General features: G+C 67.8%; 19 protein-coding genes and 1 riboswitch. Of the genes, 11 read left to right on the top strand and 8 right to left on the bottom strand.

The window, feature by feature from the left end; all coding sequences use genetic code 11:
- The first annotated feature begins 24 nt into the window (after window positions 1–24).
- Both radA and disA read left to right on the top strand, forming a co-directional pair.
- On the top strand, window positions 25–1,413 hold the full coding sequence (radA, locus tag ABDC78_RS19720; protein ID WP_178361560.1) for a DNA repair protein RadA: 1,389 nt from the start codon (window positions 25–27) through the stop codon (window positions 1,411–1,413).
- A 77-nt stretch (window positions 1,414–1,490) separates the two neighbouring features.
- Window positions 1,491–2,573: a DNA integrity scanning diadenylate cyclase DisA gene (gene disA, locus ABDC78_RS19715; RefSeq protein ID WP_347133524.1), complete on the top strand. Its 1,083-nt coding sequence runs from the start codon at window positions 1,491–1,493 to the stop codon at window positions 2,571–2,573.
- A gap of 9 nt (window positions 2,574–2,582) precedes the next feature.
- Here the strand turns inward: disA and ABDC78_RS19710 are convergent, their stop codons facing one another.
- Together ABDC78_RS19710 and ABDC78_RS19705 are read right to left on the bottom strand one after the other, a co-directional pair.
- Window positions 2,583–3,356, bottom strand: coding sequence for a hypothetical protein (locus tag ABDC78_RS19710; protein WP_347133154.1), 774 nt, complete (start codon window positions 3,354–3,356; stop codon window positions 2,583–2,585).
- Between the two features lie 59 nt (window positions 3,357–3,415).
- A complete protein-coding gene (locus ABDC78_RS19705; protein WP_178361557.1) occupies window positions 3,416–4,036 on the bottom strand; it encodes a carbonic anhydrase in 621 nt (206 codons plus the stop codon).
- Between ABDC78_RS19705 and ABDC78_RS19700 the strand changes: the two genes are divergently transcribed.
- Entirely contained in the window at window positions 4,035–4,934 is a 900-nt protein-coding gene (locus tag ABDC78_RS19700) for an A/G-specific adenine glycosylase (RefSeq protein WP_347133153.1), read from the top strand. The genes ABDC78_RS19705 and ABDC78_RS19700 overlap by 2 nt on opposite strands.
- A gap of 99 nt (window positions 4,935–5,033) precedes the next feature.
- On the opposite strand, the gene ABDC78_RS19695 is transcribed toward ABDC78_RS19700, so the two are convergent.
- A complete protein-coding gene (locus ABDC78_RS19695; protein ID WP_178361556.1) occupies window positions 5,034–6,017 on the bottom strand; it encodes a helix-turn-helix domain-containing protein in 984 nt (327 codons plus the stop codon).
- Window positions 6,018–6,089: 72 nt separating this feature from the next.
- Between ABDC78_RS19695 and ABDC78_RS19690 the strand changes: the two genes are divergently transcribed.
- Window positions 6,090–6,341, top strand: coding sequence for a hypothetical protein (locus ABDC78_RS19690; RefSeq protein ID WP_178361555.1), 252 nt, complete (start codon window positions 6,090–6,092; stop codon window positions 6,339–6,341).
- Here ABDC78_RS19690 and ABDC78_RS19685 read toward each other — a convergent pair.
- Complete coding sequence (locus tag ABDC78_RS19685) at window positions 6,315–7,094, bottom strand: alpha/beta hydrolase (protein ID WP_178361554.1); 780 nt, start codon at window positions 7,092–7,094, stop codon at window positions 6,315–6,317. The genes ABDC78_RS19690 and ABDC78_RS19685 overlap by 27 nt on opposite strands.
- A 9-nt stretch (window positions 7,095–7,103) precedes the next feature.
- On the opposite strand from ABDC78_RS19685, the gene mhuD reads away from it, so the two are divergent.
- The 6 genes from mhuD (at window position 7,104) to ABDC78_RS19655 (ending at window position 11,740) form a co-directional block, all read left to right on the top strand.
- On the top strand, window positions 7,104–7,463 hold the full coding sequence (gene mhuD, locus ABDC78_RS19680) for a mycobilin-forming heme oxygenase MhuD (RefSeq protein ID WP_178361553.1): 360 nt from the start codon (window positions 7,104–7,106) through the stop codon (window positions 7,461–7,463).
- Window positions 7,438–8,805, top strand: a complete 1,368-nt coding sequence (locus ABDC78_RS19675) for a serine hydrolase (RefSeq protein WP_178361932.1) — start codon at window positions 7,438–7,440, stop codon at window positions 8,803–8,805. The genes mhuD and ABDC78_RS19675 overlap by 26 nt, the downstream gene beginning before the upstream one ends.
- A gap of 31 nt (window positions 8,806–8,836) precedes the next feature.
- Window positions 8,837–9,040: riboswitch (cobalamin riboswitch) on the top strand.
- Window positions 9,041–9,079: 39 nt separating this feature from the next.
- Complete coding sequence (locus ABDC78_RS19670; protein WP_178361552.1) at window positions 9,080–9,793, top strand: energy-coupling factor ABC transporter permease; 714 nt, start codon at window positions 9,080–9,082, stop codon at window positions 9,791–9,793.
- A 1-nt stretch (window position 9,794) separates the two neighbouring features.
- On the top strand, window positions 9,795–10,196 hold the full coding sequence (locus ABDC78_RS19665) for an energy-coupling factor ABC transporter substrate-binding protein (protein ID WP_178361551.1): 402 nt from the start codon (window positions 9,795–9,797) through the stop codon (window positions 10,194–10,196).
- A 9-nt stretch (window positions 10,197–10,205) separates the two neighbouring features.
- A complete protein-coding gene (locus ABDC78_RS19660) occupies window positions 10,206–10,952 on the top strand; it encodes a CbiQ family ECF transporter T component (RefSeq protein ID WP_178361550.1) in 747 nt (248 codons plus the stop codon).
- Window positions 10,949–11,740 carry an ABC transporter ATP-binding protein gene (locus ABDC78_RS19655; protein WP_178361549.1) on the top strand — a complete coding sequence of 264 codons (792 nt, stop codon included), beginning with the start codon at window positions 10,949–10,951 and terminating at the stop codon, window positions 11,738–11,740. The genes ABDC78_RS19660 and ABDC78_RS19655 overlap by 4 nt, the downstream gene beginning before the upstream one ends.
- A gap of 79 nt (window positions 11,741–11,819) precedes the next feature.
- Here ABDC78_RS19655 and clpC1 read toward each other — a convergent pair whose 3' ends face one another.
- From clpC1 to lysS, 3 genes are all read right to left on the bottom strand, one after another.
- Complete coding sequence (clpC1, locus tag ABDC78_RS19650; protein WP_178361548.1) at window positions 11,820–14,357, bottom strand: ATP-dependent protease ATP-binding subunit ClpC; 2,538 nt, start codon at window positions 14,355–14,357, stop codon at window positions 11,820–11,822.
- Between the two features lie 287 nt (window positions 14,358–14,644).
- Complete coding sequence (gene lsr2, locus ABDC78_RS19645; protein WP_178361547.1) at window positions 14,645–14,986, bottom strand: histone-like nucleoid-structuring protein Lsr2; 342 nt, start codon at window positions 14,984–14,986, stop codon at window positions 14,645–14,647.
- 112 nt (window positions 14,987–15,098) lie between these two features.
- Complete coding sequence (gene lysS / locus ABDC78_RS19640; protein WP_178361931.1) at window positions 15,099–16,589, bottom strand: lysine--tRNA ligase; 1,491 nt, start codon at window positions 16,587–16,589, stop codon at window positions 15,099–15,101.
- A 71-nt stretch (window positions 16,590–16,660) separates the two neighbouring features.
- Here lysS and ABDC78_RS19635 point away from each other — a divergent pair, with 71 nt between their 5' ends.
- Window positions 16,661–17,923: an alanine racemase gene (locus ABDC78_RS19635; RefSeq protein WP_178361546.1), complete on the top strand. Its 1,263-nt coding sequence runs from the start codon at window positions 16,661–16,663 to the stop codon at window positions 17,921–17,923.
- A gap of 13 nt (window positions 17,924–17,936) precedes the next feature.
- Here the strand turns inward: ABDC78_RS19635 and ABDC78_RS19630 are convergent, their stop codons facing one another.
- Window positions 17,937–18,755, bottom strand: a complete 819-nt coding sequence (locus tag ABDC78_RS19630) for a type III pantothenate kinase (RefSeq protein ID WP_178361545.1) — start codon at window positions 18,753–18,755, stop codon at window positions 17,937–17,939.
- Between the last annotated feature and the right edge of the window lie 4 nt (window positions 18,756–18,759).

Raw genomic sequence — 18,759 nt, 5'->3', positions numbered from 1 at the left:
GGCCCCGGCGGTTACGGTCACCGCGTGACCCGGGCAAGTTCGAAAACGCGTTCGCAGTACCGCTGTTCGGAGTGCCACCACGTCACCGCGAAGTGGGTCGGCCGCTGCCCCGACTGTGGCACCTGGGGCACCGTCGACGAGGTCACTCTGACGGCGGGCACCGCGTCGGCGACCAGGCGGGCGGTCACACCCACCTCGCCCGCGGTGCCGATCAGCTCGATCGATCCCGGAGCCACCCGCCACTTCCACACCGGCGTGAGCGAATTGGACCGCGTTCTCGGTGGTGGCCTGGTGCCCGGATCGGTCACGCTCCTGGCAGGCGACCCGGGGGTCGGCAAGTCCACGCTGCTGCTCGAGGTCGCCCACCGATGGGCGCAGACGGGTCGGCGGGCGCTGTATCTGTCCGGGGAGGAGTCGGCGGGCCAGATCCGATTGCGGGCCGAGCGCACCGGTTGCTCGCACGACGAGGTCTACCTGGCCGCCGAGTCGGACCTGCAGACTGCTCTCGGCCACATCGAGGCCGTGCAGCCTTCACTTGTCGTCGTGGACTCCGTGCAGACGATGTCCACCGCCGAGGTCGACGGCGTCACCGGTGGGGTCACCCAGGTCCGGGCGGTGACCACCGCGCTGACGATGACGGCGAAGACCTCAGGCGTGGCGATACTGCTCGTCGGACACGTCACCAAGGACGGTGCCATCGCCGGGCCCCGCTCGCTGGAACACCTCGTCGACGTCGTGCTGCATTTCGAGGGTGATCGCTCCTCGGCACTGCGCATGGTGCGCGGTGTCAAGAACCGCTTCGGCGCCGCCGACGAGGTGGGTTGTTTTCTGTTGCACGACAACGGAATCGAGTGTGTATCCGATCCCTCCGGCCTGTTCCTCGACCAACGACCCAAGGCGGTGTCGGGCACCGCCGTGACGGTGACGCTCGACGGCAAGCGCCCGATGATCGGCGAGGTGCAGGCGCTGATCGGCTCACCGGCCAGCGGTAGCCCACGACGCGCGGTCAGCGGCATCGACTCCTCACGCGCCGCGATGATCACCGCGGTGCTGGAGAAACGGGCCAGGCTCCCGGTCGGAGCCAACGACATCTATCTGTCCACGGTGGGTGGCATGCGGTTGACCGACTCGTCGTCGGACCTCGCTGTGGCGCTGGCGATCGCGTCCGCCTTCACCGACCTGGCGATGCCGACGACAGCGGTGGCGATCGGTGAGGTCGGGCTGGCCGGGGACCTGCGGCGGGTGACCGGCATGGACCGCCGGCTGGCCGAAGCCGCCCGCCTCGGGTTCACCGTCGCGGTGGTGCCCGCCGGGGTGACCACCGCGCCGCCCGGGCTGCGGGTGGTTTCCGCCGACGACATCACCTCGGCGTTGCAGGCTCTGCGCCGGATCAGCCAGAATGGCGCGAACTGACATATGTCGGGGCAGATCGACGATCGATTCGTGGGGAACACATGGCCGTGAAGTCGACCGGACGGACGGGTCGAACGGTGGTGCAACTGGCCCGGCCGACGCTGCGGGAGACCATCGCCAGGCTGGCGCCCGGAACCGCACTGCGCGACGGCCTGGAGCGGATCCTGCGCGGCAGAACCGGCGCCTTGATAGTCATCGGTTACGACGACAGCGTCGAGACCATCTGCGACGGCGGGTTCTCGCTGGACGTCCGCTACGCGCCCACCCGGCTGCGCGAGCTGTCGAAGATGGACGGTGCGGTGGTGCTCTCCAGCGACGGGAGCCGGATCCTGCGGGCCAACGTCCAGCTGGTGCCCGACCCGTCCATCCCCACCGAGGAGTCCGGAACCAGGCACCGCTCCGCGGAGCGCACGGCGATCCAGACCGGATATCCGGTGATCTCGGTCAGCCACTCGATGAGCATCGTCACCGTCTACGTGGCCGGCGAGCGCCACGTGGTGCCCGAGTCGGCGACGATCCTGTCCCGCGCCAACCAGACCATCGACACCCTGGAGCGCTACAAGACCCGCCTCGAAGAGGTCGGCAGGCAACTCTCGACCGCCGAGATCGAGGACTTCGTGACGCTGCGCGACGTGATGACGGTGGTCCAGCGCCTGGAGATGGTGCGACGGATCAGCCTGGAGCTCGACTCCGACGTCGTCGAGTTGGGCACCGACGGGCGGCAGCTCAAACTGCAGCTCGACGAGCTGGTCGGTGACAACGACACCGACCGCGAGCTGATCGTGCGTGACTACCACGCCAATCCCGAGCCGCCGACGGCCGCTCAGGTCAGCGCGACCCTCGACGAACTCGACGGATTGTCCGACGGGGAGCTGCTCGACTTCACCACGCTGGCAAGGGTGTTCGGTTATCCGTCGACCGCCGAGGCCCAGGATTCGGCGATGGCGTCGCGCGGTTATCGCGCCATGGCGGGCATCCCGAGACTGCAGTTCGCGCACGTGGATCTGCTCGTGCGCTCCTTCGGCTCACTTCAGGGGCTGCTCGCGGCCAGCGCCAGCGATCTGCAGTCGGTGGAGGGCATCGGCTCGATGTGGGCGCGCCACATTCGAGAGGGTCTCTCTCAGCTCGCCGAGTCCACGATCGCCGACCGGCTGGCGTAGGGCTTCCGGTCAGCCGACCGGACCGGGAGTTCCCAGGTGCGGGGCCCCCTCGACCGGTACCTGACCCGGCTGGAGAGCCGAATCCGCGAGGGTGAACGGCACCGTCGCAGAGCGCAGGTTGCCCAGCTGGACTACCAGGTTGTAGGTGCCCGCCCCGATGGGCTGGCGCGGCAGCGGACAGTTGGGAGCCGAGCTCATCCCGGTCCAGGTCACCTCAGTCGTGACCTGCTCACCGGGCTGGAAGGTCTTGATCAACGTCTCGTTGGACGGCGCGCAGTCCAGGTTCGACCACAGCCGCTGGTTGTCCAGTGAGTACACATACGCGGCGAGGACGGCCGCGCCGACGTCGCGCTGGCAGGCGACCAGGCCGATGTTGGTGACGACCATCGTGAACTTCGGCTGATCGCCGACGACGTACTGCGGCACGTTGGTGATGCCCTTGACCGCCAGCGTGGAGTCCGGGCAGTCGTCCCCCTCCTGCAGGATCGGGGGCGGCACGACGGCAGCGGTCGGCGTCGGAGTCGGCGGCGGAGCATCCTGGGCCGGCGGCTGGACAGGCGATTTGACCTCGGGGTTCTCCCCCGGCAGCGGCGTGGGCGCGGCTGCTTCCTGGGCGGACGACTCGTTCGCGGTCGGCTGCTCGGAGCTGGTGCTGTTCATCACGACAACTGCGACGATCGCGGCGATCACCCCGATGACGAGCACACCGAGGCCGAGCGCCAGCGCCCTGCGTCGCCAGTAGATCTGGGTGGGCAGCGGGCCCTGCGGTTCTAGATCCAGCACATGTTCACGGTAAGGCCAGGTCACGCCGGGTCGTTCGAGGTTGCCCGGCGTGTCGCGCCTCAGCCTTCGCCGATCTCACCGATATGGTCGCGCAGCACCACCTGTCCGTCGGCCAGGTGGTAGGTCAGGCCGACGATGGCCAGGTCCCCCGAGCGCACCGCCTCGGCGATCGCCGTCGACCTGCTCAGCAGCTGTTTGCCGGTCTCGGTCACGTGCCTGGCCTCGAATTCGTCGATGCGGTTGAGGCCGTCGCGACGGCCCGACAGGATCGAGGGGATGACCCGCTCCACCACGTCGCGGACATAACCGCCAGGCACCTCACCGCTGTCGAGGGCAGCCAGGGTCGCGCCGACGGCGCCGCAGCTGTCGTGGCCCAGGACCGCGATCAGCGGGACCTTCAGGACGGTGACGGCGTACTCGATGGAGCCGAGCACCGAACTGTCGACCACGTGCCCGGCGGTGCGCACCACGAACATGTCGCCGAGGCCCTGGTCGAAGATGATCTCGGCGGCCACCCGGCTGTCGGCGCATCCGAAGACCACGGCGGTGGGTTTCTGGGCCGCTGCCAGGCTCGCCCGGTGCTCGATGCTCTGGCTGGGATGCTCGGCCTTACCGGCGACGAACCGCTCGTTACCCTCTCTGAGTGCTTTCCAAGCGGTCAACGGGCTTGTGTTGGGCATGGCCGTCATTCTGCCCGAGCGGGCCTCGATGATCGATTCGGGTGAACTGCTCGGCTGGTACGCCCATGCCCAGCGGGATCTGCCGTGGCGGCGTCCCGGGGTCTCCGCGTGGCAGATCCTGGTCAGTGAGTTCATGCTGCAGCAGACCCCGGTGGCACGGGTGGAACCGATCTGGCTGGACTGGATCGCCCGCTGGCCCACCCCGTCGGCGACTGCGGCCGCGAGCGCGGCCGACGTCCTGCGGGCATGGGGGAAGCTCGGCTATCCGCGGCGGGCCAAACGGTTGCACGAATGCGCGACGATGATCGCCGTCGAGCACGCGGATGTGGTTCCCGACGACGTCGACACCCTGCTCTCCCTGCCCGGCGTGGGAACCTACACAGCCCGCGCCGTCGCGTGTTTCGCTTACGGGCAACGGGTCCCGGTCGTCGACACGAACGTCCGGCGGGTGATCGCCCGGGCGGTGCACGGCCGCGAGGATGCGGGCTCGCCGTCGCCCCGCGACCTAGACGACGTCGCCAGGCTGCTCCCCGATGACGACACCGCACCGCAGTTCTCGGTCGCCGTGATGGAACTCGGTGCGACGGTGTGCACGGCCCGCGCACCGCGGTGCGGAGTGTGCCCGCTGAGTCACTGCACGTGGCGATCGCTGGGGTTCCCGGCGGGAACCGGCACCCCCCGCCGGACGCAACGGTATGCCGGCACCGATCGTCAGGTGCGTGGTCGGCTGCTCGATGTGTTGCGCGGCAATACTTTTCCCGTCAGCCGCGCCGAGCTCGATCTGGCGTGGACCACCGACACCGCCCAGCGGGACCGCGCGCTCGATTCACTGCTCGTCGACGGGTTGGTGGAGCAGACCGCAGACGGCCGGTTCGCGCTGGCCGGCGAGGCCGACTGACGGTCATGACGGTCATTGTGGACAGCACCCGCGGGTGTTAGCGGCTCCGGGTCACCGAGACGTGGGCAGCGCGCCGATCATGTTGCGCTCCAACATGTGTCAGGCAGTCGCGACGGCATCTGCCATGTCGACCCCGACGGAGTTGAACCGTCGCCGGTAGTCCGACGGCGTGACGCCGATGACCCGGCGGAAGTGGTGACGCAGCAGCGTCGCGGTGCCGAACCCTGACTGTTCGGCGATCCGGTCGACGTCCAGCGTCGTCTCCTCGAGCAACCGACGGGCGAACAGCACCCGCTGGTCGGTCACCCACTGCATCGGTGTCCGTCCCGTCTCCTCGACGAAGCGGCGCGCAAACGTCCGCGCCGACATGTGCGCACGCCGGGACAGCGTGGCCACCGTGTGCGGCTTCTCCAGGTTGGTCAGGATCCAGTCGAGGTGGGGCGCGAACCTCTCCGAACACCGCAACGGGATCGGCTGCTCGATGTACTGGCGCTGACCGCCGTCGCGTTGCGGCGGAACCACCATCCTTCGGGCGATCTTGTTGGTCACCTCGCTGCCCAGTTCGCGACGGACCAGGTGCAGACACGCGTCGATTCCCGCTGCCGTGCCCGCGCTGGTGATCAGGTTCCCGTCGTCGACGAACAACACGTTGCGGTCCACCTTCGCCGTCGGATACATCGCTGCGAGTGCATCGGCGTGCATCCAATGGGTGGTGCAGGGGCGTCCATCGAGTAGGCCGGCGGCGCCTGCGACGAACGCGCCCGAGCACACCGTGAGGATGATCGACCCGGACGCGGCGGCCCGACGGATGGCCTCGAGGGCCTCCTCGGAGTAGCTGCCGCCACCGATGGCGGGGATGGCGACCAGATCGGCGCCGATCAGGTCGTCGAGTCCGTGATCGGGGATGATCGTCGCCCCGACCGACGTCCGCAACGGTTTGCCCGGTTCGGGTCCACAGACCTTGAATTCGAAGTTGGGGACCCCGTCGGCGGACCGATCTATGCCGAATACCTCGCAGATGACGCCGAACTCGAAAACCGCAAGCCCGTCGAGCACCAGCGCGGACACACTCTTCAGTGACATGGCAGCATCTTATCGAAGAGTGTCGCTTCTGCCACTGTTGGCATGATGTTATCTGACCGCACTATTACTGCCATGAGTACCGCATTGATCGCCTTGATCCTTCTCTCGCCATTCGCTCTCGCGGCGCTGCTCGCCCGGACGGCTCACAGCTCGGGCTCGCTCCGACTGCACCTCGACCAGTTCCGGATCTCCGCCCCGATGAGCGGCCCGCTGTTCGAGGATCGTGGCTACTACCGTGCCCAACCCGACCCGGACGCCATCCGCACTCGCTTCGAGCAGCAGCCGTCGTGGCCGAGCTCAGGCGCCGCGGGTGACCGTCGATAGAAACGTCTCGACCGCCCCCCGATATTTCCCCGGCGCGTCGTCGTGGATCAGGTGCCCGGCGCCGGGCACCTGCAGATAGGTCGTCGCGGACCCGGTGTCGGCCATGGACTGCATCTGTCCCGGCGGAGTGACCGAGTTCCCGGCCTCCAGCAACAGGGTGGGCACCGACACCGACTGCCACTGGCTCCAGTAGTCGCGAGTCCCCCACTCAGCGGCGATCTCGATCCAGCGGGCCGGGTCGCCGTGCAGGCGCCAACCCGTGGCGGTGCGGTCGAAGGCCTCGAGGAAATACTGGCCTGCCACCGGACCGAATTCGTCGTACACCTGCTGCGCGGTGCTGAACTCCACGGGTAACGCATGCACCCACGGTTCCCACGGCCCGGTGGTCCGTCCCCGGAAGTCGGGAGCCATGTCCTCGACGACGACGGCGGCGACCATCTCCGGACACCGCGCAGCCAGACACCAGGAGTGCAGCGCCCCCATCGAATGCCCGACCAGGATGGCGGGCCTGCCGAGCGCCTCGACCGCGTCGCCGAGATCAGCGACGAAACGCTCGGTCGAGATGGGAAATCCGTCGTCCACCCCTCGGCCGCGGTGCCACGGCGCGTCGTAGGTGAAGACCTCGCCCCACCGGGCCAACCACGGCAGCTGACGCGACCAGGTGCTGCCCCGGCCCATCAGCCCGTGCACCAGCACCAGCGGCGGGCCGGACCCGCCGTGACCGGTCAGCAGAACGCCGGGATCGGAATCCATGGCCTCATCATGCCCAGAGCAGGCGGTAGCCTGATCACCGTGCCTAGCCAAAATCCCGTCGTGAAGATCAATGCGATCGAGGTTCCGCCCGACGCCGGTCCGGAACTGGAAAAGCGGTTCGCCCACCGCGCACACGCCGTCGACAACCAGCCCGGCTTCCTCGGCTTCCAATTGTTGCGGCCGGTCAAAGGCGAAAACCGCTACTTCGTGGTCACTCAGTGGGAATCCGACGAAGCGTTCCAGGCATGGGCGGCCGGGCCCGCCGCCGAAGCCCATGCCGGTCAGCGCGCAAATCCGGTCGCCACTGGCGCATCACTGTTGGAGTTCGAAGTTGTACTCGACGTTGCGGGGACCGACGCCTCGGCGTGAGGCAGACCGGGCTCGGCACCGAGCGACCACGCTGACGGTCGCGCTCGTCCTCGTCGCAGCCCTGGCCTGCGGATGTGCCACGTCGCGACCTGCGCCCACCGACGCCGCCCACGGCGTGCCCATCCAGATCAACACACCTCAGGGTCTGCGCGCCAAGCAGACCATGGACATGCTCAACAGCGACTGGCCGATCGGCGAGAACGGCGTGCGCACGCTGGCCGCTCCGCAGGCCGTCGAACATGTCGGCGTCACGCTGGACCGGATGTGGTGGGATCGGCCGTTCACCGTCACCAACGTCGACATCGGGGCCGGGCACGCCACGTTGGACGTGCTCACCTCCTACGACGTGCCCCAGACCATCGAGCTGCACACCGATGACACCACCGGGATGGTCGATCGCTTCCAGGTGTCACTCGTGCCGCCGGTGATCGATGACTGGAGCGACATCGACGCCGAGCTGACCAGGTCCGGCGCGCGGTACTCGTATCAGATCGCGAAGGTGACCGACGGCCGGTGCACCAAGGTGGCCGGCACCAACACCGACCTGTCGCTGCCTCTGGCGTCGATCTTCAAACTGTATGTGCTGCTCGCCGTCGCCGATGCGGTGAAAGCGGGCACGGTGCAGTGGTCCGACCCGCTGACGATCACCGAGGAAGCCAAGGCAGTCGGCTCACCGGAACTCGACGACCTGCCCCCCGGCTCCACGGTCACTGTCCGCGACGCCGCGCAGCAGATGATCTCGGCGAGCGACAACATGGCGACGGATCTGCTGATCGCCCGGCTGGGACCCGGCGCCATCGAGCGCGCGCTGGTTGCCGCCGGCCACCACGACCCCGCGAGCATGACGCCGTTCCCGACCATGCACGAACTGTTCTCGGTCGGCTGGGGTGAACCCGACCTTCGCGAGCAGTGGAAGCAGGCGTCGCCGCAGGGCCGCGCGCAACTGCTCCAGCAGACGAACTCCCGCCCCTACGAACCGGATCCGCACCGCACCCACACGCCGGCATCGGGCATCGGCGCCGAGTGGTACGGCAGCGCCGCCGACATCTGCCGCCTGCACGCCGCGCTCCAGACGGCGGCGGTGGGCGAGGCCGCGCCGGTCAGAGACATCCTGTCGGCGGTCCGCGGAATCGACCTCGACCAGCAGGAGTGGCCCTACGTCGGAGCCAAGGCGGGCAACCTGCCCGGCGATCTGACCTTCAGCTGGTACGCCGTCGACCGCGCCGGACAGCCCTGGGTGGTGAGCCTGCAGGCGAACTGGCCGGAGTACCGCAGCCAGACCGCGGCCGCGTGGCTGATGTCGATCGTCACCCAGGCGTTCACCCTGATCCCGAAGCCCTGATCCCGAAGCCCCGGGTCAGCCTCGCCCGGAGGTACACTCCGTCTGCTGCGGTGTACGGGAACCCGGTGTGAAACCGGGGCGGCCCTCGCCACTGTGAACGGGAAGTCAGTGTCCACCCATGCCACTGCTTGCGCCTCCGGCGCGAGTGGGAAGGCGGACACCGGCGTACCGGCCCACCTCAGGTGGTCCGGTGGACCCGTGAGCCAGGAGACCGACCGCGGCACCGATTGACAATGCCTACGAGGTGCTGGGCGGAAAGGTACACGTCAGAATCATGCATATTGCAGAGGGGTTCCTACCCCCGGTGCACGCGGTGGCCTGGACCATCGCGGCCGCGCCATTCGTCGTCTACGGGGCCAGGCAGGTCGTTGTCACCGTCAAGACCCATCCGTCCTCAGGCCCGCTGCTCGCCGCGGTCGGCGCGTTCTCGTTTGTCATGTCTGCGATCAAACTGCCCTCGGTAACCGGGTCGAGTTCGCACCCCACAGGGACCGGACTCGGGACCGCCATTTTCAAACCGCCGGTGATGGCCTTTCTGGGGACGATCGTCCTGCTGTTCCAGGCGCTGTTACTCGCACACGGCGGCATCACCACGCTCGGCGCGAACGCGTTCTCGATGGCGATCGCAGGGCCCTGGGCCGGCTTCGCGGTGTTCTTCTTTCTCCGCAGGGTCGGGGTCGGGGTGCTGCCCGCGGTGTTCGCGCTGGCCTTCGTCGCCGACCTCGTGACCTACATCGTCACGAGTATCCAACTGGCACTGGCATTTCCGTCCTCGGTGGGCGGCTTCTGGGAGAGCCTCGCCGAGTTCATGGGCGTCTTCGCGATCACCCAGGTCCCGTTGGCGATCGTCGAGGGACTCATCACCGTCGTCGTCGTCCGCGTGCTGATGCAGGTCGCCTCGTCGGAGCTTCTGAGCCTGGGCTTCCTCAAGAACAAGGAAATGCCGGCCGGCGACGAGCACCGCATCGGCGATCGTGAGGGGGTCTGACATGAGCACCCGAGATGACAAACCACGCTCGGAAGGGCGCACCACGGTCCTGCTGGCGATCTCACTTCTGGTCCTCGCCGTCGCGATCACCGTCGGATCGCTGTTCTACGGTTACGCCGCCGACGCCGACGCCGAGTTCGGCGGCGCCGACGGGCAGGCAGAAGAGGTGATCACCGAAATCAACGAGGACTACGAGCCGTGGTTCTCCCCGCTAGTCGGCGAGCTACCGGGCGAGGTCGAGTCCGGCCTGTTCGCGCTCCAGGCCGGACTCGGTGGCATCATCCTCGGCGGCGGGATCGGGTGGTATGCAGGCCGCAACCGTGGACGTAAGGAGTCGATCCCCCCGATCGCGGCCCCTGCACCGTCGGCCCGAGCCGCCGAGGGGGAACGCGGCGGCGACTGAGCCGCACCCGTGAACCCCCTCGAAATCAGCGCGGCCCACAACCGGTGGTCGACCGACCCTGCCGTGGAGAAGGTCTGCCTCTACGGAGGGCTGCTCCTGTGTGCGATGGTGCTGCCACCGCGCACCGGGGCGCCCCTCGTGCTTCTCGCAACGGTGGTGGCGACGCTCGCCTACGCCCGGGTGTCGGCGCGCCTGTTCCTGCTCGCGCTGCTGGGCCCGGTCCTGTTCATCGCGCTGGGATCGGTGCCGATCGCGGTGAGCCTGCACGGCGGGCCGCATCTGGAGCCCGGCGGTGTGGACCTCGCCGTCGACACCGTGCTGCGGGCGATCGCCGCGTCGGCCGCGACCATCGGCCTGGCGGTGACGACACTGATGGCAGACCTGCTCGACCTGGCTCGCCGGGCGGGTGTGCCCGCCTCGCTGTGCCATGTCGCCGACCTGACGTACCGACTCGTCGGCATCTTCGTGCAATCGGCCCGTGCATGCAGGGAGGCGGTCGGGCTGCGCCTCGGCATGAGGGACGCGCGGGGTGCCGTCGCCGTGATCGGCGCTCAATCCGCGCTGATCTTCGTTCGTGCCACCGACCGCGCCCGGGCCATGTCGGAAGCGATGTCGCTGCGCGCGGAACCCGGCATGACCGCAGTGCTCACCGACGACCGACGGGCGCGCCCGGCCCGGCTCGCCGGGACCGCTGCGCTGCTCGGCGTGATCTCGGTGACGGCGACTTTGACCTGGAGGACCTGGAGTGGTGCGTGACTGACGAACCCGAGGTCCTCGGATTGGAAGAGGTCGGGTTCGCGTTCCCGCGGGGGCCGAGGATCTTCGACAGTGTGGACCTGTCGCTGCGGCCGGGCCAGCGGATCGTGTTGCTGGGGGCCAACGGCTCCGGCAAGACGACGCTGCTTCGGATCCTCGTCGGTCTCACGAAGCCGACCACCGGCACGCTCCGGCTCGACGGGACGGCGCTCACCGGCTCCCGGGCAGACCGGACCCGCCTGCGCACCCGGGTGCAGATGGTGCTCCAGGAACCGGACGACCAGATCGTCGCCGCGACGGTGCGCGCGGACGTTTCGTTCGGGCCGACGAACCTCGGCCTACCCCGCACAGAGGTGGTGGCCCGGGTAGACGACGCGATGGCCGCACTGGACATCGTCGAGCTTGCGGACCGGACCCCCAACCACTTGTCCTTCGGTCAGCGCAAGCGGGTGTCGATCGCCGGTGCGGTGGCCATGCGCCCGCGCGTACTGCTCCTCGACGAGGCGACCGCGGGGCTCGACCCGCAGGCGGTCGAGGATCTGCTGGGCACACTCAGCGCGCTGTCGGAGGCGGGAACCGCGGTCGTGCTGGCCACCCACGACGTCGACGTCGCATGGGCCTGGTCGCACGAGACCGTCATCCTGGGCGGCCGGGGGGTGCGCCGCGGGCGCACTCATGACCTGCTCTGCGATGCCGAACTGCTCGCCGGTGCCCGCCTGACCGTTCCGTGGGGCGCGGCGGTGTCGCGCAGATTGAACCGGACGGTGCTACGACCCGACGAGGTGTGACCACCTGACATACCGAGGCCGCTGACATGCACAAAGGCGGCCACCCTCGCAGGTGACCGCCTCCGTGCTGTCGTAGGGGTTACTCAGCTGCTCCCGGCGTACCGGCCTGCAACGCCAGATCCGGCTCGACGCTCGCGGCAGCCTTGCTGTTGCCGACGAACGTGAACACCGCATCCTCGCCGGCACCTTCGCCGTCCCAGTTCTCGACGTCGACGGTGACCATCTGGCCGGGACCGATCTCCTCGAAGAGGATCTTCTCGGAGAGTTGGTCCTCGATCTCGCGCTGGATCGTCCGACGCAGCGGGCGGGCACCGAGCACCGGATCGAACCCACGCTTGGCCAGCAGCGACTTGGCCTTGTCGGTGAGCTCCATCGTCATGTCCTTGGCCTTGAGCTGCTTGGACACCCGGCCGATCATCAGGTCGACCATCTGCACGATCTGATCGGTCGTCAGCTGGTGGAACACGATGATGTCGTCGATACGGTTCAGGAACTCCGGGCGGAAATGTTTCTTCAGCTCGTCGTTGACCTTCTGCTTCATCCGCTCGTAGTTGTTCTCGCCACCACCCTGGGTGAACCCGAGGCCGACGGCCTTCGAGATATCGGATGTCCCCAGGTTCGAGGTGAAGATCAGCACGGTGTTCTTGAAGTCGACCGTGCGGCCCTGGCCGTCGGTCAGACGACCGTCCTCGAGAACCTGCAACAGGCTGTTGTAGATCTCCTGGTGGGCCTTCTCGATCTCGTCGAAGAGAACGACCGAGAACGGCTTGCGACGCACCTTCTCGGTGAGCTGACCGCCCTCCTCGTAGCCGACGTAGCCCGGAGGGGCACCGAACAGCCGCGACGCGGTGAAGCGGTCGTGGAACTCGCCCATGTCGATCTGGATGAGCGCGTCGTCGTCACCGAACAGGAAGTTGGCCAGCGCCTTGGACAGCTCGGTCTTACCGACGCCGGACGGGCCGGCGAAGATGAACGAACCCGACGGGCGCTTGGGATCCTTCAGCCCGGCGCGGGTACGCCGGATCGCCTTGGAGACGGCCTTGACGGCATCCTCCTGGCCGATGATCCGCTTGTGCAGCTCGTCCTCCATGCGCAGCAGCCGAGTGGTCTCCTCCTCGGTCAGCTTGAACACCGGGATGCCGGTCCAGTTGCCCAGCACCTCTGCGATCTGCTCGTCGTCGACTTCCGCGACCACGTCGAGATCACCTGAGCGCCACTGCTTCTCACGCTCCGCACGCTGAGCGACGAGGGTCTTCTCGCGGTCCCGCAGACTGGCGGCCTTCTCGAAGTCCTGCGCGTCGATCGCGGACTCCTTCTCCCGGCGCGCATCGGCGATCTTCTCGTCGAACTCACGCAGGTCCGGCGGCGCGGTCATCCGGCGGATCCGCATCCGGGCACCGGCCTCGTCGATCAGGTCGATCGCCTTGTCCGGCAGGAACCGGTCGTTGATGTAGCGGTCTGCCAGGGTGGCAGCCGCGACCATCGCGCCGTCGGTGATCGAGACCCGGTGATGGGCCTCGTAGCGATCGCGCAGACCCTTGAGGATCTCGATGGTGTGTTCCACCGTCGGCTCGCCGACCTGAACCGGCTGGAACCGCCGCTCGAGGGCGGCGTCCTTCTCGATGTACTTGCGGTACTCGTCGAGGGTGGTGGCACCGATGGTCTGCAGCTCGCCGCGGGCCAACTTCGGCTTCAGGATCGAGGCCGCGTCGATCGCGCCCTCGGCGGCACCCGCGCCGACGAGCGTGTGCAGCTCGTCGATGAACAGGATGATGTCGCCGCGGGTGTTGATCTCCTTGAGCACCTTCTTCAGGCGCTCCTCGAAGTCACCGCGATAGCGGCTGCCTGCGACCAGCGAACCGAGGTCCAGCGTGTAGAGCTGCTTGTCCTTCAGCGTCTCCGGCACCTCGCCGTGCACGATGGCCTGCGCCAGGCCCTCGACCACGGCGGTCTTGCCGACCCCGGGCTCGCCGATCAGCACCGGATTGTTCTTGGTGCGGCGGCTCAGGACCTGCATGACCCGCTCGATTTCCTTCTCGCGGCCGATGACGGGGTCGAGCTTGCCCTCCATCGCGGCGGCGGTCAGGTTGCGGCCGAACTGGTCGAGCACCAGCGACGTGGACGGGTTACCCGCCTCGCCGCCGCGCCCACCGGTTCCGGCTTCGGCGGTCTCCTTGCCCTGGTAGCCGCTCAGCAGCTGGATCACCTGCTGACGCACCCGCGTCAGCTCGGCGCCGAGCTTGACCAGCACCTGCGCGGCGACACCCTCACCCTCGCGGATCAGGCCGAGCAGGATGTGCTCGGTGCCGATGTAGTTGTGGCCGAGCTGCAGCGCCTCACGCAGGCTCAGCTCGAGGACCTTCTTGGCCCGCGGCGTGAAAGGAATGTGGCCGGACGGAGCCTGCTGCCCCTGGCCGATGATCTCCTCGACCTGGCTGCGCACCCCCTCCAGCGAGATGCCCAACGACTCGAGTGACTTGGCGGCTACGCCTTCACCCTCGTGGATGAGGCCCAGCAGGATGTGCTCGGTGCCGATGTAGTTGTGGTTGAGCATCCTGGCTTCTTCTTGCGCCAACACGACAACCCGACGTGCACGGTCGGTGAATCTTTCGAACATCCGTGGTTACCTGCTCTCCATCGCATAGGTAGGTGCCCGCACTCGGCGTTTGCGAACCAGTGCTATGCACCTGCCGTCCACTCTAATGGGCGGCAGCCCCGGGTGCCCCGCCTGGAGGTCCCACCCGACGAAGATCGGGAGCGACGAACCGACGCGTGCAGTGCCCGTACACCCGGTGCTGTCACATGCAACGCAGGGCGGAGGCGATTCGTTTCCGCTGTGCAGCCCCGAACGCTTCGCCATCAGCGAACGGTGGTTCCGCTCCGAAGTGTGCAGGCAATCGCCGACTAGGTTGCTGCGTGAAAGGCGTCGATGACGTCAGCGGGGATTCTGCCGCGCGTCGAGACGTTGTGACCGTTGCGGCGGGCCCAGTCCCTGATTGCCGCACTCTGTTCGCGATCGATCGCCGCGCGCCCCCTGCCGGTCCCGACCGAACGGCCTCGCCGCCTGCCACCGACACGGCGACCGGCGTCCACCCAGTTCTTCAGATCGCTGCGGAGTTTGGCTGCGTTCTTGGCCGAGAGGTCGATCTCATAGGTCACCCCGTCGAGACCGAATTCGACCGTCTCGTCGGCAGCACCTTCGCCATCAAAATCGTCTACCAACGTGACGGTGACCTTCTTGGCCATTTACCCCACAGCCCTTCTCTACGCGCTCAATTCCCGGGTTCGACACCCAAACCCCCCGATCCAATGTGCCACACGGCGGCTGTCCATTCAACAACGCAGGAATCGTGGCGCTTCAGTTGCCGTGGCGACGAACAATGGGAAACAAAACCGTCTCCCTAATCGACAGACCTGTCAACGCCATCAGGAGGCGATCGATCCCCATTCCGGTACCCGTTGTGGGCGGCATCGCATACTCGAGTGCAGCCAGGAAATCGTCGTCGAGCAGCATTGCCTCGTCATCACCGGCGGCCGCGGCCCGCGCCTGGGCCTCGAATCTTTCCCGCTGAATGACCGGATCGATCAACTCGGAATATCCGGTCGCGAGTTCGATGTGCCGGACATAAAGATCCCATTTCTCGGTGACGCCGTCGATGCTGCGATGCGAGCGTGTCAGCGGGGTGGTTTCGACCGGGAAGTCGCGCACGAACGTCGGCGCCCAGAGCTTGTCACCGACGGTGAATTCCCAAAGTTCCTCGACGAGTTTTCCGTGCCCATAACCGCGGTCGCGGGGAATCTCGACACCCAAGCCGTCGGCAATCTGCCAAAGCCTGTCCACCCCCGTCTGCGGAGTGACCTCTTCGCCGAGCGCATCCGACAATGACGGGTACATCTGAATGGTGTCCCATTCGCCGTCGAGATCGTAGACGGTGCCATCGGGCAGCGGTACCTGACGCGTTCCGATGGCCTCATCGGCGACCTCCTGAATTAGGTCACGGGTGATGGTCGCAGAATCGTCGTACGTGCCGTAGGCCTGATATGTCTCCAGCATCGAGAATTCCGGTGAATGGGTCGAATCCGCACCCTCGTTTCTGAACACCCGATTCAACTCGAAAACCCTGTCCAACCCGCCGACGACGCACCGCTTCAAAAACAATTCCGGTGCGATGCGCAGAAACAGATCGGCGTCGAGTGCATTGGAGTGCGTGACGAACGGGCGCGCGGCCGCACCGCCCGCCAGGGTCTGCAGGATCGGCGTCTCGACCTCGAGGAATCCGCGTCGCTCCAGCGCCGAGCGCACCGCGCGCACGACCGCCACCCGCTGCCGGGCGACGGTACGTGCCTCGGGCCGCACGATCAGATCGACGTAGCGCTGCCGGACCCGGGTCTCCTCGCTCATCTCCTTGTGAGCGACCGGCAACGGTCTCAGCGCCTTGGAGGCCATTTGCCAGGAGTCGGCAAGCACAGAGAGTTCACCACGACGGGAGCTGATCACGTCGCCGTGGACGAACACGATGTCGCCGAGGTCGACGTCGGCCTTCCAGGCATCCAGCGATTCCTGCCCGACCCGATCCAGGCTGATCATCACCTGCAGCTGCGCCCCGTCGCCCTCCTGCAGCGTCGCGAAGCAGAGCTTGCCGGAGTTGCGGGCGAAGATCACTCGACCGGCGACGCCGACCTGCTCACCCGTCTCGGTGTCGGCCGGCAGGTCAGGGTGAGCCTGGCGCACCTCGGCCAGGCTGTGGGTCCGTGCCACCTCGGCGGGATAGGGCTCACGCCCCTCGGCGAGCAGCCGCTCGCGCTTGGCCTGCCGGATCCGGAACTGCTCGGGAACATCGTCGTGGATCTCGTCACGGGGGTCGCCGGCATCTGGGCGGGAATCGGGGGGTGTCACGACGTGCCAGCTTAAATGAACAGATGGCTGTGCCGAACAAAGCGCTGATGAACCGGGCGGCGGTCCGCGCGCTCGCCGACCAGCCGCTCGACTGGAGCTTCAAGGGCGTCCCGACACAGTGGTGGGGCCGGACCCCGGCGCAGATCGTCGCGTCGGCACCCGAGCTGGTCACCGCCGGCGCTTTCGGGCCGGTGTGCGTCCTGCACGCAGACGCGCTGACCCACAACCTCGCCGTGATGGCGACCTGGTGCCGGGAGCGCGGGGTGCAGCTCGCCCCGCACGGCAAAACCCACATGTCGCCGCAGCTGGCGGCCCGCCAGATCGACGCGGGCGCCTGCGCGATCACCGTGGCCACCGTCGGCCAGGCCGCGGTGTACCGCGCGTTCGGCGTGGGTGATCTGGTGCTGGCCAACGAGCTTGTCGACGAGGCCGGGCTGGCGTGGCTGGCGGCCGAACTGGAGCGCGACCGGGATCTGCGGTTCGTGTGCTGGGTGGACTCGGTCCGCGGCGTCGAGCTGATGACCTCGGCGCTGGCCGGCGCACCGCGAGCCGTGGACGTGTGCGTGGAGCTGGGAATGCCGGGCGGACGGACAGGGTGCCGCTCACGCGAGCAGGTCGACGAGGTCGCCCGCGCCGCGGCGGCCTCATCCCGGCTGCGGCTGGTCGGGGTCGCCGGCTACGAGGCGTCGCGTGGCCACGAGGTGACACCTGACGGGCTTCTTGCCGTCACCGGGTACCTGTCCGAGATGCGGGCGGCCACCCTGCGGCTCGCCCCGTTGTTCGAGACCGACAGCGTGCTGGTCAGCGCAGGCGGCAGCAGCTACTTCGACGCCGTCGCCGACGTGCTGACAGGCTGGCCGGGCGCCCTGTCGGTGCGCACCGTGCTGCGCAGCGGCTGCTATCTGACCCACGATCACGGTCTGTACGCACGCACCTCACCGCTGACCCGCGACGGCCGGACCGGCCTGCGCCCCGCCCTCGAAATTCGCGCGCAGGTGATCTCCCGACCGGAGGACGGACTGGCGATCCTGACGATGGGCCGACGTGACGTCGCGTTCGACCAGGGGCTGCCGATCCCGCTGGAGATGCCCGGCGGGGCGGTCACCACACTCAACGACCAGCACGCTTTCCTGACACTGGCTCCGGGCGACCGCTCCCGCGCACCGGTCGGGGCGTGGCTGCGGTTCGGGATCTCGCACCCGTGCACCGTGTTCGACAAGTGGCGGGTGATTCCGGTGCTGGACGCCGACGGCCACGTGGTCGACCTGATCCGCACATTCTTCTAGCGCGGCCACGGCCTCAGCGGGCCTGGCGCAACTTCCCCCGCTGACCATCGCGGTTGCGCTCGAACACCAGTCGCAGTCCGTCCAGCGTCAGATGGCGGTCGTAGTGCTCGACGCTGCGCACGTCGTCGAGCACCATCGGCGCGCCGTGTCCGGTCGCGACGACGGCGACATCGTCGTGGGCCCCGAACCCGTCGACGTCCTCGCGCACCCGCTTCACCAGACCGTCGACGAGCCCGGCGAATCCGAACACCGCGCCCGCCTGCATGCATTCGACGGTGTTCTTGCCGACGACCGAACGGGGCCTGGTCAGTTCGACGCGTCGCAGAGCCGCCGAGCGGGCCGCCGCGGCGTCGGAGGACACCTGCACGCCGGGTGCGATGGCCCCGCCGAGGAACTCCCCCTTGGCCGACACCACGTCCACACAGATCGACGAACCGAAGTCCACCACGATGGCCGCCGTCTGGAATCTGTGATACGCCGCAAGGCAATTGACAATGCGGTCGGCACCCACCTCCTTGGGGTTGTCGACCAGCAGCGGGATACCCGTGCGGACCCCGGGTTCGATCAGCACATGGGGTACCGACGGCCAGTACTGCTCGAGCATCAGGCGCACCTCATGCAACACCGACGGCACCGTCGACAGACCCGCGGCGCCGGTGAGGTGCTCGGCGTCGTCACCGATCAGGCCGTCGATGGTGAGCGCCAGTTCGTCGGCAGTCACCTCGGCTTCGGTACGAATACGCCAGTGGTGGAACACCTTTGCGTGATCGCCGGCCCCCGAGATCAGACCGACGACGGTGTGGGTGTTGCGGACGTCTATCGCGAGGAGCACGCCA

Origin of the sequence: Mycobacterium sp. DL (assembly GCF_039729195.1) — a bacterium.
Classification (GTDB): Bacteria; Actinomycetota; Actinomycetes; order Mycobacteriales; family Mycobacteriaceae; genus Mycobacterium; species Mycobacterium hippocampi_A.
Note: the sequence above shows the minus strand (reverse complement) of the source record. Positions and strands in the feature narration are given on the sequence as shown.